Origin of the sequence: Hydrogenophaga palleronii NBRC 102513 (assembly GCF_001571225.1) — a bacterium.
GTDB lineage: Bacteria > Pseudomonadota > Gammaproteobacteria > Burkholderiales > Burkholderiaceae_C > Hydrogenophaga > Hydrogenophaga palleronii.
The window spans coordinates 1-13,808 of sequence record NZ_BCTJ01000056.1; the positions used below are offsets into that span (position 1 = coordinate 1).

13 protein-coding genes are annotated in these 13,808 nt (G+C 67.6%); 11 read left to right on the forward strand and 2 right to left on the reverse strand.

Translation table 11 applies throughout. The features are described from left to right. Positions 1-369: 369 nt before the first annotated feature. Positions 370-1,074: a glutathione S-transferase N-terminal domain-containing protein gene (locus HPA01S_RS21170; RefSeq protein WP_066273267.1), complete on the reverse strand. Its 705-nt coding sequence runs from the start codon at positions 1,072-1,074 to the stop codon at positions 370-372. Positions 1,075-1,189: 115 nt separating this feature from the next. Here HPA01S_RS21170 and HPA01S_RS21175 point away from each other — a divergent pair, with 115 nt between their 5' ends. From HPA01S_RS21175 to HPA01S_RS23280, 3 genes are all read left to right on the forward strand, one after another. Next, entirely contained in the window at positions 1,190-1,588 is a 399-nt protein-coding gene (locus tag HPA01S_RS21175; RefSeq protein WP_066273269.1) for a YchJ family protein, read from the forward strand. A gap of 111 nt (positions 1,589-1,699) precedes the next feature. After that, complete coding sequence (locus tag HPA01S_RS21180) at positions 1,700-2,359, forward strand: HAD family hydrolase (protein ID WP_066273271.1); 660 nt, start codon at positions 1,700-1,702, stop codon at positions 2,357-2,359. Positions 2,360-2,473: 114 nt separating this feature from the next. Next, positions 2,474-3,829, forward strand: a complete 1,356-nt coding sequence (locus HPA01S_RS23280) for a c-type cytochrome (protein WP_157085134.1) — start codon at positions 2,474-2,476, stop codon at positions 3,827-3,829. 8 nt (positions 3,830-3,837) lie between these two features. Here the strand turns inward: HPA01S_RS23280 and HPA01S_RS21195 are convergent, their stop codons facing one another. Next, positions 3,838-4,908 (reverse strand): AraC family transcriptional regulator, encoded by a 1,071-nt coding sequence (locus HPA01S_RS21195; RefSeq protein WP_084360890.1) that lies wholly within the window; start codon positions 4,906-4,908, stop codon positions 3,838-3,840. A 110-nt stretch (positions 4,909-5,018) separates the two neighbouring features. Here HPA01S_RS21195 and HPA01S_RS21200 point away from each other — a divergent pair, with 110 nt between their 5' ends. The 8 genes from HPA01S_RS21200 (at position 5,019) to HPA01S_RS21235 (ending at position 13,738) form a co-directional block, all read left to right on the forward strand. Beyond that, a complete protein-coding gene (locus HPA01S_RS21200; RefSeq protein ID WP_066273277.1) occupies positions 5,019-6,641 on the forward strand; it encodes a carboxyl transferase domain-containing protein in 1,623 nt (540 codons plus the stop codon). Positions 6,642-6,649: 8 nt separating this feature from the next. After that, complete coding sequence (locus HPA01S_RS21205; protein WP_066273278.1) at positions 6,650-7,162, forward strand: DinB family protein; 513 nt, start codon at positions 6,650-6,652, stop codon at positions 7,160-7,162. Between the two features lie 4 nt (positions 7,163-7,166). Then, complete coding sequence (locus tag HPA01S_RS21210) at positions 7,167-8,300, forward strand: acyl-CoA dehydrogenase family protein (RefSeq protein WP_066273279.1); 1,134 nt, start codon at positions 7,167-7,169, stop codon at positions 8,298-8,300. 124 nt (positions 8,301-8,424) lie between these two features. Continuing rightward, complete coding sequence (locus HPA01S_RS21215; protein WP_066273280.1) at positions 8,425-9,210, forward strand: enoyl-CoA hydratase/isomerase family protein; 786 nt, start codon at positions 8,425-8,427, stop codon at positions 9,208-9,210. Positions 9,211-9,240: 30 nt separating this feature from the next. After that, the gene (locus HPA01S_RS21220) at positions 9,241-9,861 is read left to right on the forward strand and encodes a DUF4126 domain-containing protein (RefSeq protein ID WP_066273283.1); all 621 of its coding nucleotides are present in this window, start codon (positions 9,241-9,243) and stop codon (positions 9,859-9,861) included. A 1-nt stretch (position 9,862) separates the two neighbouring features. Then, positions 9,863-11,881 (forward strand): acetyl/propionyl/methylcrotonyl-CoA carboxylase subunit alpha, encoded by a 2,019-nt coding sequence (locus HPA01S_RS21225; RefSeq protein ID WP_066273285.1) that lies wholly within the window; start codon positions 9,863-9,865, stop codon positions 11,879-11,881. 9 nt (positions 11,882-11,890) lie between these two features. After that, on the forward strand, positions 11,891-12,811 hold the full coding sequence (locus HPA01S_RS21230) for a 2-hydroxyacid dehydrogenase (protein ID WP_066273287.1): 921 nt from the start codon (positions 11,891-11,893) through the stop codon (positions 12,809-12,811). Between the two features lie 18 nt (positions 12,812-12,829). Beyond that, positions 12,830-13,738, forward strand: coding sequence for a hydroxymethylglutaryl-CoA lyase (locus HPA01S_RS21235; protein WP_066273289.1), 909 nt, complete (start codon positions 12,830-12,832; stop codon positions 13,736-13,738). The last annotated feature ends 70 nt before the right edge of the window (positions 13,739-13,808 follow it).

Below are 13,808 nucleotides of genomic sequence, written 5' to 3' on the forward strand. Positions count from 1 at the left end.
GCCTGCGGCGCTGGGAGGGGGGACGGCAGCTTGGGCCGGCGGAGCCGTCCCTCGATGCCTCTGGATGGAGGCACGTCGCGCGGGGCACCTCGCGCGCGTGCGTGGCCCTCTTGCTCCCTCGCCCCTCTGGGGAGAGGGCCGGGGTGAGGGGCCCGCCAGAAGCAGCGCCTCTTTTCGCGATGACCCTCACTACTCGCAGGCGTGACTTCGCGTGTGGCACCTCGCGCGTGCGTGGCCCTCTTGCTCCCTCGCCCCTCTGGGGAGAGGGCCGGGGTGAGGGGCCCGCCAGAAGCAACACCTCTTCCCGCCAACACCCCAACCCTCTCCCGCCAGCGGAAGAGGGCGCGAAAGCCACGCCCGGCGCAGACCTCAGCCGCGCGCCGGAATGTTCAGCCCGCGTTGCACCGCCGGGCGGGCCTCGAAAGCGTTGAGCACGCGGGTGAGTTCGGGGAAGTCCTTGAAGCCCACGATGTCGCCCGCGCCGTAGAAGCCGACCAAGTTGCGCACCCAGGGCCAGGTCGCGATGTCGGCGATGGTGTATTCGTCGCCCATCAGCCAGGCGCGGCCTGCCATGTGCTGGTTCAACACGTTGAGCAGGCGCTTGCTTTCGTTCACGTAGCGGTCGCGCGGGCGCTTGTCTTCAAATTCCTTGCCGGCGAACTTGTGGAAGAAACCGAGCTGGCCAAACATCGGGCCCACGCCACCCATCTGGAACATCAGCCACTGCAGGGTCTGGTACTTCGCGGCCACGTCCTCGGGCAGGAAACGGCCGGTCTTGCCCGCCAGGTAAATCAGGATCGCGCCCGATTCCCACAGCGCCAGCGGCTGGCCGTTGGGCCCGTTGGGGTCGAGGATGGCGGGGATCTTGTTGTTCGGGTTGAGCGAGAGAAAGGCCGGGGACATCTGGTCGTTGCTGTCGAAGCTGACCAGGTGCGGTTCGTAGGGCAGGCCCGTCTCCTCCAGCATGATCGACACCTTCACGCCGTTGGGCGTGGGCAGCGAATACAGCTGCAGGCGATCGGGGTGGGCGGCGGGCCATTTCCGGGTGATGGGGAAAGCGTCGAGCTGGCTCATGGTGGTCCTTGTTGTCGGGAACAAAAAAGGTGAAACAGGGGAGACGGAAAATGGCCATTGGAACACCGCAGGCCGATACCCCCGCGCCACCAGGGACATCGATAATCGCCTGTTCATGCCACCCACCAAGCCCGCCCTCACCGACGCCTGCCCCTGTGGCCGTGCCGCCACCTTCGCCGCCTGCTGCGGCCGCTACCTCGGCACCGGCCTGCCCGCGCCCGACGCCGAAGCCCTGATGCGCTCACGCTACACCGCTTTCGTGCGCGGCGACGTGGCGCACCTGCTGGCCACCTGGCACCCCAGCCAGCGGCCTTCCACGCTCGAACTGGAGCCGGGCATCAAGTGGCTGGGGCTGGACGTGAAGCGCCACACCCCGGTGGATGCGACGCATGCCGAAGTGGAGTTCGTCGCGCGCTCGCGGCACCAGGGGCGCGGCCAGCGCCTGCACGAACGCAGCCGCTTCGTGCGCGAAGACGGCCACTGGTATTACGTTGATGGAGAACAGCTGACATGACACCCGGAGCGAAACCACCCTATCCAGAGACACCGAGGGTCCGGCTCCGCCGGCCCCAGGTGTCGCCCCCCTTGAGGGGGGAGGCGCCGCAGGCGACGCAGGGGGTGCGCCATGCTTTTTGATGCAGTGCTTTTCGACTGCGACGGCGTGCTGGTCGACAGCGAACCCATCACCAACGGTGTGCTGCGCGAGGTGCTCAACGAAAGCGGCTGGGCCATCACCCCGGCCGAGTGCATGCAGATCTTCATCGGCAAGGCGGTGCGCGACGAGCGCGCGCGCATCGAAGCCGAAACCGGCAAGCCTTTCACCGAAGCGTGGTTGCAAGGCTTCTACGCGCGCCGCAACGTGCGCCTGCTGGCCGAACTCAAGGCCATGGCGGGCGCGCTCGACGCGGTGGCCACCATCCACGAACGGCTGGGCGGGCGCATCGCCTGCGCCTCGGGCGCCGACCGCGCCAAGGTGGTGATGCAGCTGGAGCTGGTGGGCCTGCTGCCGCTGTTTGGCGACAGGGTCTTCAGCGGCCACGACCAGCCACGCTCCAAACCCGCGCCCGACGTGTACCTGGCGGCGGCCCGCCACCTCGGCGCCGACCCGGCGCGCTGCCTGGTGGTGGAAGACACGCTGACCGGTGCCCAGGCCGGCCTGGCCGCCGGTGCCACGGTGTGGGGCTACTGCCCCGAGGGCCACGGCCGCGCCTTCGACGGCCTGCCGGTGGCGCACGTGTTCTCGCACATGGACGAGTTACGGGGCCTGTTTTCCACTTCTGCCTGATGCAGGCGTTGGCGAGTCGTTTCGACACGCTCAGTGCATCGATACGGGTCTGTACGGATGGCTGCGACCCTCTGATGTTGTGTAAAAAAGAAAGAACAAATCAAAAGGGTTCAAATGATTGCTGGGATTCGCGCCGTGGGGGCGATCGCGCTGAGCGCAGCGTTGCTGTCTTGTGGAGGTGGCGGTGGTGGGGGCGGTGGTGGCGGAAGCCCTGGTTCTGGCGGTGGTGGTGATGTCGCCCCTCTTGCCAACAGCATTCAAACGTATGTCGGCCAGTACGTGGCAGGCTGCGAGTTCTTGGGCACCGATGTCAACCTGGACCAAGGTGGCGAGGTGTATGGGCGCATCACATCCAATGTGGTTCGCGTCTCTGACCGCACGGCGTCCTTTTCCTATCGCGTCGATTTCTACGCCGACGATCAGTGTGCGGTCGTTCCATTGGGATCGCTGGCGAACAACAATCCCCGCAATACCGTGACCATTGTCGGCGCGGCGATGGTCGGCGGCGTGGTTGCGGACCAGGTCCGATTTTCGATTGGTCAGAGTGACACGCCTTTCGCATCGGGCGGCTCGCCCGATATCGCCATCATCGGCAGCGCGGTCAGGCTTGCGTTACCGGCGACACTGGTGCAAGGCTTTGATCTCGACGATCTCTGGCGACTGGAAGGCGAAGTGCTTTACGAAGGAGATCTGACTCTCGGGGTTGACGGTTTTCCCACCGGCCTGGACCGTACGCTGCCCGTGCGGCGCGTGGTCGAGGTGCCACCCGCTGCTCCGGCTGCCTGTGCGGCCTCCACGGTCAGTTGGACTGGCGTGGGTGGCCAATGTTCGGCCAGTCTTCCGCTGTCCATTGCGGGCAATGTCATGGGTGTAGAAGACCGCGACGGGGTGGTGATCGGGAATGCATCGTTCGAATGTTCGAACGGCACCTGGCGCGAACGGCCTCAATCGGTTTGTTGGGACACCCAGCCCCCGCCTGTCGCCAAATGTCCTGCGCAGACATGGACGTGGACGGTGAATGGCGAGGTGTGCAGCGGGCAATCCAAAGCCGTGGTTCAGGACGGCTTTGACCATGTCTCCAGCGAAACCCCGGGGCGGTATGGGGTCAAGGGTGTCTTTTGCCGAATGAATGAAGGCGGTGTGCTCGCATGGTCTGAGTTGCATGCCAATGGCATCAAGTACGAGTCTTGCGCGCTTCCTCCTGTCCCGCCACCACCCGCTGTTGAACCCATGGAGATCCTGCAGCGTGCCAATTGCCTGATGTGTCACGCGGTCTCGGGCAACACATCGTTCTTGACGTTTGAAACCATCGCGGCTCATTACCGAGGCAATCCACCGGTGCCTGGCGTGCTGGAGGACAAGATTCGTTTTGGAGGGGCGGGCGTTTTCGGTACAACACCGATGCCCAGCAATCCACAGATATCCGACACGCAGATTGACATCATCGTGCCCTGGATACTTTCCAGGTAGCCCCGTCGTCAGACTGGCGTTGTCTCGGCGTTTCGAAACTCACCGGGAGCGCATCCGGTCCAGCCCTTGAAGGCGCGGATGAAGCTCTTCTCGTTCTGAAAACCGCTGTCCTGCGCCACCTGCTTGATCGGGCGGCGCGTGCGCAGCAGCAGCTCGGTGGCGCGCTGGCGGCGCACCTCGTCCTTCAAGGTCTGCAATGAAGCGCCTTCGTCCTTCAACTGGCGGTGCAGGGTGCGTGCCGAGACGTTGAGCAGGGCGGCCAGGTCGTCGGCGTTGTGCGCGTCCAGCGGCTGCGTGGCCAGCACCTGGCGCACGCGCTGCACCAGCAGGCGGTCGCGCCGGTAGGAGCGCACGGTGAGTGGCAGGGCGCGCTGCAGCAGCTGGTGCATGGCGGCCTCGTCGCGCCGCAGCGGCAGCGCGAGGTAACGCGCGTCGAAGGCGATGGCGGCTTCTTCGCCCACACCGAAGCGAGCCGGCCCGTCGAACAGCACGGCATACGCGTCCACATGCGGCGGTGGCGCGTAGGGAAACGCCGCGCCCTGCAGCGGGATGCGCGAGTCCACGTACCAGCTCGCCAGGCCGTGGATGTTGCGCAGCACCGAGACCACACAGAACTCGGCGAGTGGATCGGGCCGGTGGTGCGGCCGCAGCACCAGGCGCGCGGTGTCGCCCACCACCTCCAGCGACAGCGCCACGTCGTCGGTGATCAGGCCATGGTGGCGGCACCAGCGCTTGAGCGCCACGCCCAGCGTGGGCGCCGACAACGAGGCCCGCGCCAGCAGGCCATAACTGCCCCAGGGCAGGGCGCGTGTGAAGCAGCCCAGGCCTTCGTCGTCGAGTTCGCGCATGGCCGCGTACGACACCGCCTCCATCTGCGCGGCGGTGATGCGGGCCTGGCTTTTGCGCAGTTCCGCTGGCGTGATTTGTGCCGCGGCCAGCGCCGCCGCCGGGTCCATGCCGCGGGCCGCGTAGGCCGCCACCATGGCGCGCACAAAAGCCATGGGTGTGGCCGCCGGTCCGTCGCGCAGTGCAGCAAGGCCGGGCGCGGCCGGCGCGCGGCGGTGGGAGGATGAAGGCATGGGGCCAAGTTTCTTATGCTTTGGCAGCATTTGCAACCTGCGTGACGGGCATTGCCCGGCCCACCTCTCTATCCTCCACAATGCCCCGAAACACCACAACGGATGCCGCCATGCCGATCCTGGAGACACAACTCAACGCCCGTTCCGCCGACTTCCAGGCCAATGCCCAGGCCATGCAGGCGGTGGTCGACGACCTCAAGGCACAGATCCACAAGGCCGCGCTCGGTGGCGGCGAGGCGGCCCGCGCCAAGCACACCGCACGCGGCAAGCTGCTGCCACGCGACCGTGTGCAGATGCTGCTGGACCCGGGCACGCCCTTCCTGGAGCTCAGCCCGCTGGCCGCGCTCAACATGTACCCCGACCGCGACGGCACCGACAGCGCTCCCTGCGCCGGCGTGATCGCCGGTATCGGCCGCGTGAGCGGTGTGGATTGCCTGATCGTCTGCAACGACGCCACGGTGAAGGGCGGCACCTACTACCCGATGACGGTGAAGAAACACCTGCGGGCGCAGGAGGTGGCGATGCAGAACAACCTGACCTGCATCTACCTGGTGGATTCGGGCGGCGCCAACCTGCCGAACCAGGACGACGTGTTCCCCGACCGCGATCACTTCGGCCGCATCTTCTACAACCAGGCCAACATGAGCGCCAACGGCATCGCGCAGATCGCGGTGGTCATGGGCTCGTGCACGGCGGGCGGCGCCTACGTGCCCGCGATGAGCGACGAAACCATCATCGTCAAGAACCAGGGCACCATCTTCCTGGGCGGCCCGCCGCTGGTGAAGGCTGCCATTGGCGAGATCGTGAGCGCCGAAGACCTGGGCGGCGGCGACGTGCACACGCGCCTCTCGGGCGTGGCCGACCACCTGGCGCAGAACGACGCGCATGCCCTCGCGCTGGCGCGCCAGGCCGTGGCCACGCTCAACCGCCGCAAGGAAGTCACGCAGGCGCTGCGCGAACCGCGCGCGCCGCTGTACGACCCGAAGGAAATCTACGGCGTGATCCCGGCCGACACGCGCAAGCCCTACGACGTGCGCGAGATCATTGCCCGCATCGTCGATGGCAGCGAGTTCCACGAGTTCAAGGCGCGCTACGGCGCCACCCTGGTCTGCGGTTTCGCGCACATCGAGGGCATGCCCATCGGCATCGTCGCCAACAACGGCGTGTTGTTCTCGGAAAGCGCGCAGAAGGGCGCGCACTTCATCGAACTCTGCTGCCAGCGCAAGGTGCCGCTGCTGTTCCTGCAGAACATCACCGGCTTCATGGTCGGCCGCAAGTACGAGAGCGAGGGCATCGCGCGCCACGGCGCCAAGATGGTCACGGCGGTGGCCACCGCGCAGGTGCCCAAGTTCACCATCATCATCGGCGGCAGCTACGGCGCCGGCAACTACGGCATGTGCGGCCGCGCCTACAGCCCGCGCTTCCTCTGGATGTGGCCCAACGCGCGCATCAGCGTGATGGGCGGCGAGCAGGCCGCGAGTGTGCTCGCCACCGTGCGGCGCGACGGCATCGAAGCCAAGGGCGGCAACTGGAGCGCCGAAGAAGAGGCGCAGTTCAAGCAGCCGCTGCTCGACCAGTTCGCGCACCAGTCGCACCCGTATTACGCCAGCGCCCGCCTGTGGGACGACGGCGTGATCGACCCCGCCGACACGCGCCGCGTGCTGGGCCTGGCCTTGTCTGCCACGCTCAATACGCCCATCGGCGAGCCGAAGTTCGGCGTCTTCCGCATGTGAGGCACGGCATGCACGCGTTGCTTCAACATTTCCAGCACCAGGCGGGCCACCACCAGTGGGCCACCGAGCGCCTGCTCGGCGAAGCCATCGAGCGTTTGCCCGAGGCCGACTACCGGGCCGATGTGCGGCTGTTCTTCCACAGCATCCACGGCACGCTGAACCACCTGCTCGTGGCCGAACGCATCTGGCAGGCCCGCTTCTTCGAGAACCACTCGCCCCGCCTGTCGCTGGACGCCGAGCTGTTCCGCGACCGCGCGGCCCTGCTGGCCGAGTTGCGGGCCGCCGCGCAACGCTGGGTTGGCTGGCTGGGCACGCAGGCGCCCGAGAACCTGGGTGGCGAGTTGCACTACGTGCGCTCCGACGGCCAGCCCAGCGTGGTGCCCAAGGCCGCCACGCTGGGCCACGTGTTCAACCACGGCACCCACCACCGTGGGCAGATCACGGCCGCGCTGACGGCGCTGGGCCACGCCGCGCCCGAGCTCGACTGGATCCGCCAGTTGCAGAAACCAAAGCACCTGTAGACGCATGGACAACATCTATCTGAGCCCCGAGCACGAGCTGCTGCGCGACCAGGTTGCGCGCTTCCTGGAACGCGAGGTGGAGCCACACGCCGCCGCCTGGGAAAACACCGGCATGGTGCCGCGCGAGGTGTTGCGCCGCATGGGCCAGGCCGGGCTGCTCGGTCTGATGTTCGAGGGCGAGTACGGCGGCGGCGACGCCGACGCGATGACCAATCTGGTGTTCGCCGAAGCGCTGTCGCAATCCACCTTTGGCGGCTTCATCATCACCGTGCTGGTGCACACCGACATGGCCGGCCCGCACCTGCACCACGCGGGCAATGCGGCGCAGAAAGCCCGCTACATGCAGCGCGTGACCGCGGGCGAGCTGATCACCGCCGTCGGCATCACCGAGCCCGGCGCGGGCTCCGACGTGGCCGGCATCCGCACCACGGCGCGCAAGGACGGCAACGAGTGGGTGCTCAACGGCACCAAGATGTTCATCACCAACGGCGTGCACGCCGACCTGTACTTCGTCGCCGCCAAGACCGGCACGGCGCGGCACGACGTCACCATGTTCATCGTCGAAAAAGGCACGCCGGGGTTCAGCGTGGGCCGCGCGTTGCACAAGACCGGCTGGCTCTCCAGCGACACGGCCGAACTGGTGTTCGACAACGTGCGCATTCCGGAAGAGAACCTGCTCGGTGAAGAGGGCAAGGGGTTCTATTCGGTGATGAAGAACTTCCAGACCGAGCGCATCGCGCTGGCCGCCATGGCGGTGGGCCACTGCACGCAGGCGATCCAGCTCACGCTCGATTACGTGCGCCAGCGCCAGGCCTTCGGCGCCACGCTGTGGGACAAGCAGACCATCCGCCAGCGCATCGCCATGCTGGACGCCAAGACACGCGCCGCGCAGCAGTTCATGTACCACTGCGCCTGGAGCGTCACGCAGGGCAGGGACATCGTGCAGGAGGTCTCCATGCTCAAGGCGCTCACGGGGGAACTGGTCAACGAAGTGGTGCAGACCTGCCAGCAGTTCCACGGCGGCATGGGCTTCATCCGTGAGACGGCGATTGAACGCCTGTGGCGCGATGCGCGTGTGCTGGCCATCGGTGGCGGTGCGACCGAAGTGATGCTGGAAGAAGTGGCCAAAAGATATTGAACGCCCCCGCCGCGCTGCACGCGACCCCCTCAAGGTGGCAACACCAGCGGCCCGGCAAAGCCGGTTCCGCGGTGTTTCTGGAAGCGCGCTGGAAGGCGAAGCGGATCAAAAAAAGGAGTTCTTGATGAGTGATGTTCTGGACGTTTCCCGCCCCACGCCGCACGTGGCGAAGGTGTGGCTCAACCGGCCCGAGGTGCGCAACGCCTTCAACGACGACGTGATCGCCGCGCTCACCGCCACCTTCACCGAGCTGGCGAAAGACGAGGCGCTGCGCGTGGTGGTGCTGGGTGCGCACGGCAAGGCGTTCTGCGCCGGTGCCGACCTGAACTGGATGAAGACCATGGCCGGCTACAGCTGGGATCAGAACCGCGCCGACGCGCAGCGCCTGGCCGACATGCTGTGGACGCTGGACCAGTGCCCGGTGCCGGTGATCGGCCGCATCCAGGGCGACTGTTATGCCGGCGGCATGGGCCTGGCCGCCATCTGCGATGTGCTGGTGGCGGTGGAGGGCGCGACCTTCTGCCTCTCCGAAGCGCGGCTGGGTTTGCTGCCCGCCACCATCAGTCCCTACGTGGCGCGCGCGCTCGGCGTGCAGGCCTCGCGCCGCTACATGGTGACGGCCGAGCGTTTCAGCGCGGTGCGTGCGCACGCACTCGGCATGGTGCACGAGCTCGCCACCCCCGAGACGCTGGACGCCAAGGTGGACGAACTGGTCGCCACGCTGGTGGACAACGGCCCGAAGGCCACGCGCGAATGCAAGCGCCTGGTGCAGGATGTGGGCGGCCTGCCGATCACCGAAGCCCTGCGCAGCGAGACCGCGCGCCGCATCGCCGACGTCCGCGCCAGCGACGAGGGCCGCGAAGGCCTGGCGTCCTTCCTCGGCAAGCGCCCGCCGGGCTGGTTGCCCTGATCCAGGGCCGAACCCCAAGGAGTCACCACCATGAGCGACGCACTGCAATCCCTCGGCACGCCGGAACTGCTGGCGCTGGCCGCCGCGCTCGGCTGGGCCAGCGGGCTGCGCCTGTACCTCGTGGTCTTCGTCACCGGCCTGCTGGGCTGGATGAACTGGCTCGAACTGCCGCCCGGCCTGCAGGTGCTGGAGCACCCGGCGCTGCTCGGCGCCAGCGGCTTCATGCTCTTCGTCGAGTTCTTCGCCGACAAGATTCCCTATGTCGATTCCGTGTGGGACCTGGTCAACAGCGTGATCCGCATTCCCGCGGGTGCCGCGCTCGCCGCCGGCGCGCTGGGCACCGACAGCGCCACCATGGCGCTGGTGGCCGCGCTCATGGGCGGCACGCTGGCCGCCACCAGCCAGGCCGCCAAGACCAGCACGCGCGCGGCGGTGAACGCCTCCCCCGAACCCTTCAGCAACGTGGGCGCCAGCCTGTTGGAAGACGGGCTGGCCGTGGGCGCGATCTGGCTTGCCACGCAACACCCGCTGGTGTTCGCCGTGCTGCTGGTGTTCATGGTGCTGCTCATGTGGGTGGTCACCTGGATGTTGTTCAAGTTCCTGCGCGCCGCCTGGCGCCGTGTGTTCGCCCTTGTTCCGAAGGAAAGCTGAGATGTTCACCAAGATCCTGATTGCCAACCGGGGCGAGATTGCCTGCCGTGTCGCGGCCACCGCGCGCCGCCTCGGTGTGAAGACGGTTGCCGTCTATTCGGATGCCGATGCCCATGCCAAGCACGTCGCCGCCTGCGACGAGTCGGTGTACATCGGCGGCTCCGCGCCGAAAGACAGTTACCTGCAGTGGGAGCGCATCATCGCGGCCGCGTTGGCCACGGGCGCGCAGGCCATCCACCCCGGTTACGGTTTCCTGAGCGAGAACGAGGCCTTCGCCAATGCCTGCGCCAAGGCCGGCCTGGTGTTCATCGGCCCGCCCTCGTCGGCCATCGAAGCCATGGGCCTCAAAGCCGAATCCAAGCGCCTGATGGAGAAAGCCGGTGTGCCGCTGGTGCCGGGTTACCACGGTGCCGACCAGGACCCGGCGCTGCTGCAGCGCGAGGCCGACCGCATCGGTTACCCCGCGCTCATCAAGGCCAGCGCCGGTGGCGGTGGCAAGGGCATGCGCGTGGTCGAGAAGAGCGCAGACTTTGCCGACGCGCTGGCGAGCTGCCAGCGCGAGGCGCGCAACAGCTTCGGCAGCGACGCGGTGCTGATCGAGAAATACGTGCAACGCCCGCGCCACATCGAGATCCAGGTGTTCGGCGACACGCACGGTGAATGCGTCTACCTGTTCGAGCGCGACTGTTCGGTGCAGCGCCGCCACCAGAAGGTGCTGGAGGAAGCGCCCGCGCCCGGCATGACGCCCGAGCTGCGCGCGCAGATGGGCGCAGCCGCCGTGGCGGCGGCCAAGGCGGTGAACTATGTGGGTGCGGGCACGGTGGAATTCATCGTGGAACAGCCCGAGGGCTACGCGCACCCCGAAGCCATGCGTTTCTATTTCATGGAGATGAACACCCGCCTGCAGGTGGAGCACCCGGTGACCGAAGCCATCACCGGCCTGGACCTGGTGGAGTGGCAGCTGCGCGTGGCCTCGGGCGAACCGCTGCCGCTGAAGCAGGAAGACCTGCGCATCCACGGCCACGCCATCGAGGCGCGCATCTGCGCCGAAACGCCGGACAACAACTTCCTGCCCGCCACCGGCACGCTCACGGTGTACCGCAAGCCGGACTGCAGCAGCTTCGAGAGGGGCACGGTGCGCGTGGACGACGGCGTGCGCGAAGGCGACACCATCAGCCCGTTCTACGACTCCATGGTCGCCAAGCTGATCGTGCACGGCGCCACGCGCGCAGAAGCGCTGGCCCGGCTGGACACCGCATTGGCCGAGACGCGCATCGTCGGCCTCTCCACCAACGTGCAGTTCCTGCGCCACGTGGTCACCAGCCGCGCGTTCGCGCAGGCCGAGCTGGACACCGCGCTGATCCCGCGCGAAGCCGATGCCTTGTTCCACCAGGACAAAGTCGGCAAACCACTGGCGGTGGCCGCCACCGTGGCGCAGACGCTGCTGGCCGAGCGTGCGAGCGAAGGGGTTGACCCGTTCTCGCGCCGCGACGGCTGGCGCCCGCACGGCATCACCGTGCGCCGCTTCGACTTCGAGTACCAGGGCGAAGTCTTGCAGGCTCAATTGAGTTACCTGCACGACGGCGCCTTGCAGCTCGCCTTCGGCGAGGTGAGCGGCGTGCTGACCTTCGACGCGCTGCCGTCCGACACCGGCACGCGCATGGACCTGCGCTTCAACGGCCAGGGCCAGACGGTGCAGACCTGGCAGGTGGGCGAACACGTGCACATCTTCTGCGGCCTCGGCGCCACGCAGATCCTGGAGATCGACGCGCTGGCCCATGCGGGCGAAACCGCGGCCGAGGGCGGGCGCCTCACCGCACCCATGCCGGGCAAGGTGGTGTCGTTCGCGGTGAAGGCCGGTGACACGGTGACCAAGGGCCAGGCCCTGGCGGTGATGGAGGCGATGAAGATGGAGCACACCATCGCGGCACCGGCCGACGGCACCGTGGCCGAGCTGCTCTACGCGCCGGGCGACCAGGTGAACGAGGGCGCCGAGCTGCTCAAGCTCTCGGTGGCCTAAGCTCGCCGCATGAACATCACCTTCTGCTGCACCAACACCAAAGCCGAACCCTGGCTCGCCGGCCTTCGCATGGCCCTGCCGCACGCCCACGTCTCCGAATGGCAACCCGGCGCCGCGCCGGCCGACCACGCGGTGGTGTGGACGCCGCCCCAACAACTGCTGGACGAACAACCCGGCCTCAAGACCTTGTTCAACATCGGCGCGGGGGTGGATGCGCTGCTTCGCCTCCGGTTGCCGCCGCAGGCCAAGGTGGTGCGGCTGGACGACGCCGGCATGTCGGTGCAGATGGCCGAGTACGTGTGCCATGCGGTGATCCGCCACTTCCGCGAGTTCGACGCTTATGCCACCGACATCGCGGAAGGCCGCTGGACCTACCGCAAGCCGCGCGCACGCGCCGACTTCCCGGTCGGTGTGATGGGCCTGGGCGTGCTCGGCGAGCGCGCGGCCAAGGCGCTGGCGCAGTTTGACTTTCCGGTGCACGGCTGGAGCCGCTCACCCAAAACCATTGAAGGCGTGCAATGCCACGCCGGGCCCGAGGCGCTGGACGGTTTCCTCGCCTCGTGCCGCGTGCTGGTGAACCTGCTGCCGCTCACGCCGGACACGCACGACATCCTCAACCGCGACACGCTCTCGCGCTTGCGCCCGGGCGGCTACCTGATCAACGTGGCACGCGGCGCGCACCTGGTGGACGACGACCTGCTCGCGCTGCTCGACAGCGGCCACCTGGCCGGCGCCACGCTCGACGTGTTCCGCACCGAACCCCTGCCCGCCTCGCATGGTTTCTGGAACCACCCGAAAATCACCGTCACACCACACACCTCGGCGCGCACGCTGCGCGAAGAAAGCATCCACCAGATCAGCGGCAAGATCCTCGCGCTCGAACGTGGCGAGGCCATCGCCGGTGTGGTGGATGCGGTGCGTGGCTACTGACTTTCTCGAAAGCTCCCCATGAAACTCCCCTCCCGCGTTCAACTCATCGACGTCGGCCCGCGCGACGGCCTGCAGAACGAGAAGCAGCCCGTGCCTGCGGCGGTCAAGGTCGAGCTGGTGCACCGGCTGCAGGCCGCGGGGCTGAAGGAGATCGAGGTCACGAGTTACGTCAGCCCGAAGTGGGTGCCGCAGATGGCGGACAACCACGAGGTGATGAGCGGCATCGCGCGCCAGCCCGGCATTGCGTACTCGGTGCTCACGCCCAACCTCAAGGGCTATGAAGCCGCGCTGCTCGACAAGCCCGACGAGATCGTGGTGTTCGGCGCCGCCAGCGAGGCCTTCAGCCAGAAGAACATCAACTGCTCCATCGCCGAGAGCATCGAGCGTTTTGCGCCGGTGGTGGCGGCGGCGCTGGCGGCCGGCATCCGCGTGCGTGGCGCCATGAGCTGCACCGTGGGCTGCCCTTACGAGGGCGAGATCGCCCCCGAGCGCGTGGCCTACCTGGCCGGGTTGATGAAGGGCATTGGCGTGCAGCGCGTGGACGTGGCCGACACCATCGGCGTGGGCACGCCGCACAAGGTGCAGGCGGCCATCGAAGCCACGCTGCGGCACTACGGCGTCGACAGCGTGTCGGGCCACTTCCACGACACCTACGGCCAGGCGCTGTCGAACACGCTGGCCGCGCTGGAACTGGGCGTGTGGAACTTCCAGTCCTCGGTGTCCGGCCTGGGCGGCTGCCCCTATGCCAAGGGCGCCACCGGCAACGTGGCAACCGAAGACGTGGTCTACCTGCTGCACGGCATGGACATCCAGACCGGCATCGATCTCGACGCGCTGGTGGACGCCGGTGCCTACATCAGCGAACAACTCGGCCGGCCCAGCGGCTCACGCGTGGCACGCGCGCTGCTGGCCAAACGCGCGGGCTGAGCCACGCCGGAGCGCGACCCGCACCGCACGAAGCAGCCCTGTCCAGGGGCAGCAAGGGTCCGGCTCCGCC